This window comes from Paucisalibacillus algeriensis, assembly GCF_000577245.1.
GTDB lineage: Bacteria > Bacillota > Bacilli > Bacillales > Amphibacillaceae > Ornithinibacillus.
The window spans coordinates 143,989-150,552 of record NZ_CBYO010000004.1 but is presented as its reverse complement, the minus strand read 5'-3'; the positions used below and the strand labels follow the sequence as shown (position 1 = coordinate 150,552).

Annotated in this window: 3 protein-coding genes and 12 tRNA genes; 1 reads left to right on the top strand and 14 read right to left on the bottom strand. The window is 39.1% G+C overall.

The genetic code is table 11. The features are described 5' to 3' along the window. Nucleotides 1-183: 183 nt before the first annotated feature. From TY11_RS02395 to TY11_RS02335, 13 genes are all read right to left on the bottom strand, one after another. A tRNA-Ile gene (locus tag TY11_RS02395) sits at nt 184-257 on the bottom strand. 9 nt (nt 258-266) lie between these two features. Beyond that, nucleotides 267-340: transfer RNA gene (locus TY11_RS02390), tRNA-Gly, on the bottom strand. 64 nt (nt 341-404) lie between these two features. Next, a tRNA-Pro gene (locus TY11_RS02385) sits at nt 405-478 on the bottom strand. Nucleotides 479-485: 7 nt separating this feature from the next. Then, nucleotides 486-562 (bottom strand) — tRNA-Arg (locus TY11_RS02380). A 77-nt stretch (nt 563-639) separates the two neighbouring features. Continuing rightward, a tRNA-Leu gene (locus TY11_RS02375) sits at nt 640-723 on the bottom strand. Nucleotides 724-744: 21 nt separating this feature from the next. Beyond that, a tRNA-Leu gene (locus tag TY11_RS02370) sits at nt 745-829 on the bottom strand. A gap of 9 nt (nt 830-838) precedes the next feature. Continuing rightward, nucleotides 839-914: transfer RNA gene (locus TY11_RS02365), tRNA-Lys, on the bottom strand. A 93-nt stretch (nt 915-1,007) separates the two neighbouring features. Next, nucleotides 1,008-1,082: transfer RNA gene (locus TY11_RS02360), tRNA-Gln, on the bottom strand. A 10-nt stretch (nt 1,083-1,092) separates the two neighbouring features. After that, nucleotides 1,093-1,169: transfer RNA gene (locus TY11_RS02355), tRNA-Asp, on the bottom strand. A 31-nt stretch (nt 1,170-1,200) separates the two neighbouring features. Next, a tRNA-Glu gene (locus TY11_RS02350) sits at nt 1,201-1,272 on the bottom strand. Nucleotides 1,273-1,281: 9 nt separating this feature from the next. After that, a tRNA-Ser gene (locus TY11_RS02345) sits at nt 1,282-1,372 on the bottom strand. Nucleotides 1,373-1,375: 3 nt separating this feature from the next. Then, nucleotides 1,376-1,450: transfer RNA gene (locus TY11_RS02340), tRNA-Asn, on the bottom strand. A 379-nt stretch (nt 1,451-1,829) separates the two neighbouring features. After that, nucleotides 1,830-2,285, bottom strand: coding sequence for a SprT family protein (locus TY11_RS02335; protein WP_042142447.1), 456 nt, complete (start codon nt 2,283-2,285; stop codon nt 1,830-1,832). 280 nt (nt 2,286-2,565) lie between these two features. Here TY11_RS02335 and TY11_RS02330 point away from each other — a divergent pair, with 280 nt between their 5' ends. Then, nucleotides 2,566-4,047, top strand: coding sequence for a catalase (locus TY11_RS02330; protein ID WP_042142445.1), 1,482 nt, complete (start codon nt 2,566-2,568; stop codon nt 4,045-4,047). 256 nt (nt 4,048-4,303) lie between these two features. On the opposite strand, the gene TY11_RS02325 is transcribed toward TY11_RS02330, so the two are convergent. Then, a complete protein-coding gene (locus tag TY11_RS02325) occupies nt 4,304-6,472 on the bottom strand; it encodes a Tex family protein (protein WP_042142443.1) in 2,169 nt (722 codons plus the stop codon). Nucleotides 6,473-6,564 lie beyond the last annotated feature (92 nt).

Here is a 6,564-nt window from a genome sequence, read left to right as displayed (position 1 = left end):
AGCACGCTAGCTTTTAGAATTTCTTTTAAAATAGAAAAAACAGGGTTGTTTTTTCTTACATACTGGTTGTTTTGTTCAGTTTTCAAGGAGCAAATCATTGTTGCTGTTTTTAGTGACAGCTTTTATATAATATCATGTTGACTAAACCGTGTCAACAACTTTTTTCATTCAGTAGTTGAATGATGGGCCTGAGTGGACTCGAACCACCGACCTCACGCTTATCAGGCGTGCGCTCTAACCAGCTGAGCTACAGGCCCATAATTTCATGGAGCGGGTGATGGGAATCGAACCCACGACATCAGCTTGGAAGGCTGGAGTTTTACCATTAAACTACACCCGCATATTTATTAAAGAAACAATATTAAGTTTTAACTCCAAGCAGTAGTTCAAAAAGCACTCTCGGATCGGGAAGACAGGATTCGAACCTGCGACCCCATGGTCCCAAACCATGTGCTCTACCAAGCTGAGCTACTTCCCGATTAAAATGGCGCGCCCGAGAGGAGTCGAACCCCTAACCTCTTGATCCGTAGTCAAACGCTCTATCCAATTGAGCTACGGGCGCGTAAAAGCAACGTATTTAAATATAACACATTCAACATTCAATTTCAAGAAGTATTTCATTCTATTTACTTGAACTAGTGCGGTCGAGAAGACTCGAACTTCCACGGGATTACCTCCCACTAGGCCCTCAACCTAGCGCGTCTGCCATTCCGCCACGACCGCATACGAAACAGAGTTAAAAAATGGTGCGGGTGAAGGGAGTCGAACCCCCACATCCGAAGATACTAGATCCTAAGTCTAGCGCGTCTGCCAATTCCGCCACACCCGCATATTGAAATGGTGAGCCATGTAGGATTCGAACCTACGACCCTCTGATTAAAAGTCAGATGCTCTACCGACTGAGCTAATGGCTCGTATAGTTAATGATTCCAATGATGATTGAGCATCCCTCTAGGCAGCTCCTGTTTATAATCGAAAGTTTGTTAAGCATCTCACAAACACAAAATTGGCTGGGCTACCAGGATTCGAACCTGGGAATGACGGGACCAAAACCCGTTGCCTTACCGCTTGGCTATAGCCCAACAAATTAAATGGCGGTCCGGACGGGACTCGAACCCGCGACCTCCTGCGTGACAGGCAGGCATTCTAACCAACTGAACTACCGGACCTTCAAAATTATTTGTTTCAAAAAAAAGAAAATGACCCGTACGGGATTCGAACCCGTGTTACCGCCGTGAAAGGGCGGTGTCTTAACCGCTTGACCAACGGGCCATATTAGAATGGCGGAGAAGGAGGGATTTGAACCCTCGCGCCGGTTACCCGACCTACACCCTTAGCAGGGGCGCCTCTTCAGCCACTTGAGTACTTCTCCATATGGCTCCACAGGTAGGATTCGAACCTACGACCGATCGGTTAACAGCCGATTGCTCTACCACTGAGCTACTGTGGAATAATTTAATAAAAAACCAATCATGTTTTTGAAAATAAAATCCACGATGTTGAACCCCTGCTTCTACTAGCTTACTCATGGATGTGTATCCATCGGGGTTACTCGTAGCGTATTCGGTAGAAGTAATGCTTGTTGCTCTACCACTGAGCTACTGTGGAATAATACAATTTAAAAAATCAGCGACGAAAAATATCATACAATACATAATACACATTGTCAAGAGGTTTTTAATCGCTTTTTTTAAAACTTTAATGTCTCGTATTTCATAAGACTTAATATAATTTAACACGGCATGTCCTATTTCGTCAATCTATTTTTTGCGTCAGAATTTATAAACTTTTCGCCTCACTATATTCTTCTTATATATTAATCAAACAGTTCATGATAATCTCACCAATTTACCTCTACATTTACCACAACGATATCGTTTCAAATCTACCCTTCTTACCCGTTTATACACATAATTACAATTAACACATTTATATTGATGCTTTTGTCTATTCATATTTGAGGAGAGCGGTTTACAGTGCCTAGGTGATCCGGTTAACCTTAATAATGCTTTGAATTCTGGATCCCCGTGCTTATAACCCTTTCCTTCTATATGTAAATGATAATGACATAACTCATGTTTAATAATCCCAATAAATTCATCCTCATCTGCTTCAAAGTAATATTTAGGATTCAGTTCAATCAATCTTTTAGATGGCAGATAACGTCCCCCTGTAGTTCGAAGACGACTATTAAATATTACTTCATCTGTATAAGCTTTTCCAAAGTATTCAATAGAAATAGTATTTACTAAATGGAAAAGCTCTTTCTCACTTAACTGTTTCATTTGCGAAAACTTCCCTTAGTTTTTTCTCTGAATCATTATTTTAGGTAGGTATAATCATTATAGTAAAGTTATTTAAAATGATTACAATTAAAAATTGATTTTTATTTATAATCATTTATAATATAGTTTAGGAACTGAATTATGATCCATGAAAGGAGGATAGTCTAGTATACTTTTTATCCTCATGATAGGATTTATATCTAAACTATCTATTTAGTAATCTTATAATTACTATGATACTATATTACATGTATTTTATATTACAGGAGGGACATGTTCAATGAGTGAAAACAAGAAAAAACTTACTACTGCGTTTGGTGCTCCAGTACCAAATGATGATGATGTAAAAACTGCTGGTCCTAGAGGTCCACTATTAATGGAAGACTTCTGGTTCCTAGAAAAATTAGCACACTTCGACCGAGAAGTAATTCCAGAGCGTCGTATGCACGCAAAAGGTTCAGGTGCTTATGGTACATTTACTGTAACTCATGACATTACTAAATATACAAAAGCTTCTATGTTCTCAGAAGTAGGTAAGAAAACAGATATGTTCTTACGTTTCTCTACTGTTGCTGGTGAGCGTGGTGCTGCTGATGCCGAGCGCGACATTCGTGGTACAGCATTAAAATTCTATACTGAAGAAGGTAACTGGGATTTAGTTGGTAACAACACACCGGTATTCTTCTTTAGAGACCCTAAGCGTTTCCCAGATTTAAACCACGTTGTTAAGCGTGATCCTAGAACAAATATGCATAGTGCACAAGCTAACTGGGACTTCTGGACAGGTTTACCAGAAGCACTTCACCAAGTAACCATCGTGATGAGTGACCGTGGTCTCCCTGCATCCTATAGAAATATGCATTTATTCGGAAGTCATACTTACAGCTTAATTAATGCCGATAATGAACGTGTATGGGTTAAATTCCACTTCCGTACACAACAAGGAATCAAAAACCTTACTGATCAAGAAGCTGAAGGATTAGTTGGTAAAGATCGCGAAAGTCACCAAAGAGACCTTTATGAATCAATTGAAAATGGAGATTTCCCTAAGTGGACTCTTTACATTCAAGTAATGACAGAAGAAGAAGCTAAAGAAGTTCCCTACAACCCATTCGATTTAACAAAAGTTTGGCCTAAGGGTGACTTCCCTCTAATTGAAGTTGGGGAACTAGAACTTAACCGTAACCCTGAAAACTACTTTGAAGAGGTTGAGCAAGCTGCATTCGCTCCAACTAACATTGTTCCTGGTATTGGATTCTCACCAGATAAAATGCTTCAAGGGCGTCTGTTCTCTTATGGAGATGCACAACGCTATCGCCTAGGTGTTAACCACTGGCAAATTCCAGTTAACTACCCTAAACATGCGAAAAACTTCAATCCTTACCATCGTGATGGAGCAATGCGTGTGATTCCACATGGCAATAATATTTCTTATAGCCCTAATAGCTATGGTGAATGGGAAGATAGTAAAGAACATCAAGATCCGAGACAACAACTTGCTGCAGATGTTGATTACTATGATTTCCGTAAAGATGATGATAACTACTTCGAACAACCTGGTAACCTTTTCCGTCTAATGAACGCGGAAGAACAACAAAGATTGTTCGAAAACACTGCACGTGCAATGGAAGGAACAACTAAGGAAGTTCAATTAAAGCATATCAACCATTGCTACAAAGCAGATCCCGCTTACGGCGAAGGAGTCGCTAACGCACTTGGGGTTTCCATGAGTGAAGTAGAGGCTGCTAGTGACGTTGAGTAATCTCAATAGCGGAAGCACTCCAGTTAGCGACGTATGGGGAAGACTGAACCGTAGGAGATAAAGGAAACATGCCCTATTATAGGGTATGTTGGCCTAAAGGCTAGTTTTTGTCGATCTTCCTTTAGCTATTGAGTCGATGTTGACTTATCTTGCGGAGGTGAAAGAAGCCCACTAGTCGCTGGGTGTTGTAACTGGACGTGGCCGTAATTCTAGAAAAAGCACTGTGGGAAAAATATCCCTCAGTGCTTTTTCTTATCTATTTATCATTTACCATTGATAAAGCAACTCTACCTTTATTCACATCAATACTTTCCACCCAAACTGTTACAACATCACCAACTGATGCAATATCCATTGGGTGTTTTACAAAGGAGTTTGACATCTTCGAGATATGAACTAATCCATCCTGCTTTACACCAACATCCACAAACACCCCGAAATCAACAACATTACGTACGGTACCTTGTAACTCCATTCCTGGCTTAAGGTCTTCTAAAGATAGCACGTTCTTCTTAAGCAACGGTTGCGGGAACTCATCACGTGGATCACGTTCAGGCTTACTTAACGCTTCAATAATATCTTCTAAAGTTAGTTCACCTATTCCAAGTTGAGTTGCTGTATCTTTTTTATGTAGTGTATTTAGTTGTTTTTTTAATTTATCCGAACCGATATCCTCTATTTTACAGTCAAGCATAGCTAATAATTGTTCTGTATGGCTATAACTCTCCGGGTGAATTGGCGTACGGTCAAGTGGATTGTTACCATCAATTATACGTAAAAATCCTATAGCTTGTTCATATGTTTTAGCACCAAGTCTAGGAATCTTTTTCAACTGCTTTCGATTGGAAAACTTTCCATTTTCATTTCTCATTTTTACAATATTACCAGCTACAGTCTTACTCAAACCTGATACATATTGAAGTAAAGATGTCGAAGCTGTATTAACATTAACACCAACCTGGTTTACGGCAGTTTCTACAACAAAAGTTAATGATTCATTTAATGCCTTTTGGCCTACATCATGCTGGTATTGTCCAACACCGATAGACTTTGGATCAATTTTCACCAATTCAGCTAATGGATCTTGTACACGTCGCGCAATAGAAGCAGCACTTCTTTCTTCGACTTGTAGATCAGGGAACTCTTCTCTTGCAAGTTCAGATGCGGAATAAACACTTGCTCCTGCTTCATTCACAATAATATATGGAATATCAAGGCTATTCTTTGTGATGACACCAGAAATAAATTGCTCAGTTTCTCTAGAAGCCGTACCATTACCAATGGCAATTAATTCAACAGAATACTTCCGTAAAAACTCCAACACTATTTTTTCCGCACCTTCTATATCGTGTCTTGGTGCCGTTGGATATATAACTCCTACTTTATGCAATTTTCCAGTTTCGTCAATTATCGCTAGCTTACAACCTGTCCGATATGCTGGGTCTACCCCAAGTACTGTTCTTCCTTTAAGTGGAGGCTGTAATAATAAATTCTTTAGATTGGTTGCAAAGACAGAAATAGCTTGTTCTTCTGCTTTCTCTGTTAAACTTGCTCTAATCTCTCGCTCAATTGATGGTTCAATCAAACGTTTGTAAGAATCTTCTATTGCTACCCTTAATACTTCACTAATCTCGTTAGTAGTTTGTTGTTTAATGACTTTCCTTTGTAAATACTCTGCTATCGATTCTGCAGGAGGGACAACAGAAACTTTCAATACTTCCTCTTTTTCTCCTCGATTTAATGCAAGTATTCTGTGTGAAACAATCGACCGAACCGCTTCACTGTAGTCATAATACATTTCATATACGCTTTTCTCATCTTTATCTTGTTTCTTAACTTCAGATTGAATTAAACCACGTCTAAATGTCTGATTACGAATGTATTCACGAAATTCTGGTTCATCCGAGATCTTTTCCGCGATTATATCATTTACTCCAGCTAACACGTCTTCTATTCTGTTTAATTCATGTTCTTCGGATAAATATTTCTCTGCTTCTATCTTGATATCTATATCTTCTTGCTTCCAGACTACTTCTGCTAAAGGTTCTAATCCCTTTTCCTTAGCAATTGTAGCCTTTGTTCTTCTTTTTTGTTTATATGGTCTGTATAAGTCTTCAACCCGTTGTAGCTGAGTTGCTTTTCTTATTTCATCCTCTAATTCTGGTACTAGCTTTCCTTGCTCGTCAATTAGGCGTATAACTTCCTCTTTTCTCTGAGCTAAATTGGAAGCATATTGCCATTTATCCTGAATGGATTTTATTTGCACTTCATCAAGGCCACCTGTTACCTCTTTACGGTAACGAGCAATAAAGGGTACCGTGTTTCCCTCTTCTATTAAGTTAATTACCTTGTGTACAATATTCGTTTGAACAGATGTTTCTTTCGATACCCACTGGGCTAATTCTTGATTTAACGTATCTGACATCAAGCGTTCCTCCTTTACACATGTACTATTCTATCAAAAAAGCAACTTAGATCCTACAATAGAAAGAAAAGGAAGCCTTTTGGGTCATAATC

Coding starts and splice junctions, on each gene's coding strand:
- TY11_RS02335 (WP_042142447.1), bottom strand. CDS start 2,285: ATGAAACAGTTAAGTGAGAAAGAGCTTTTCCATTTAGTAAATACTATT.
- TY11_RS02330 (WP_042142445.1), top strand. CDS start 2,566: ATGAGTGAAAACAAGAAAAAACTTACTACTGCGTTTGGTGCTCCAGTA.
- TY11_RS02325 (WP_042142443.1), bottom strand. CDS start 6,472: ATGTCAGATACGTTAAATCAAGAATTAGCCCAGTGGGTATCGAAAGAA.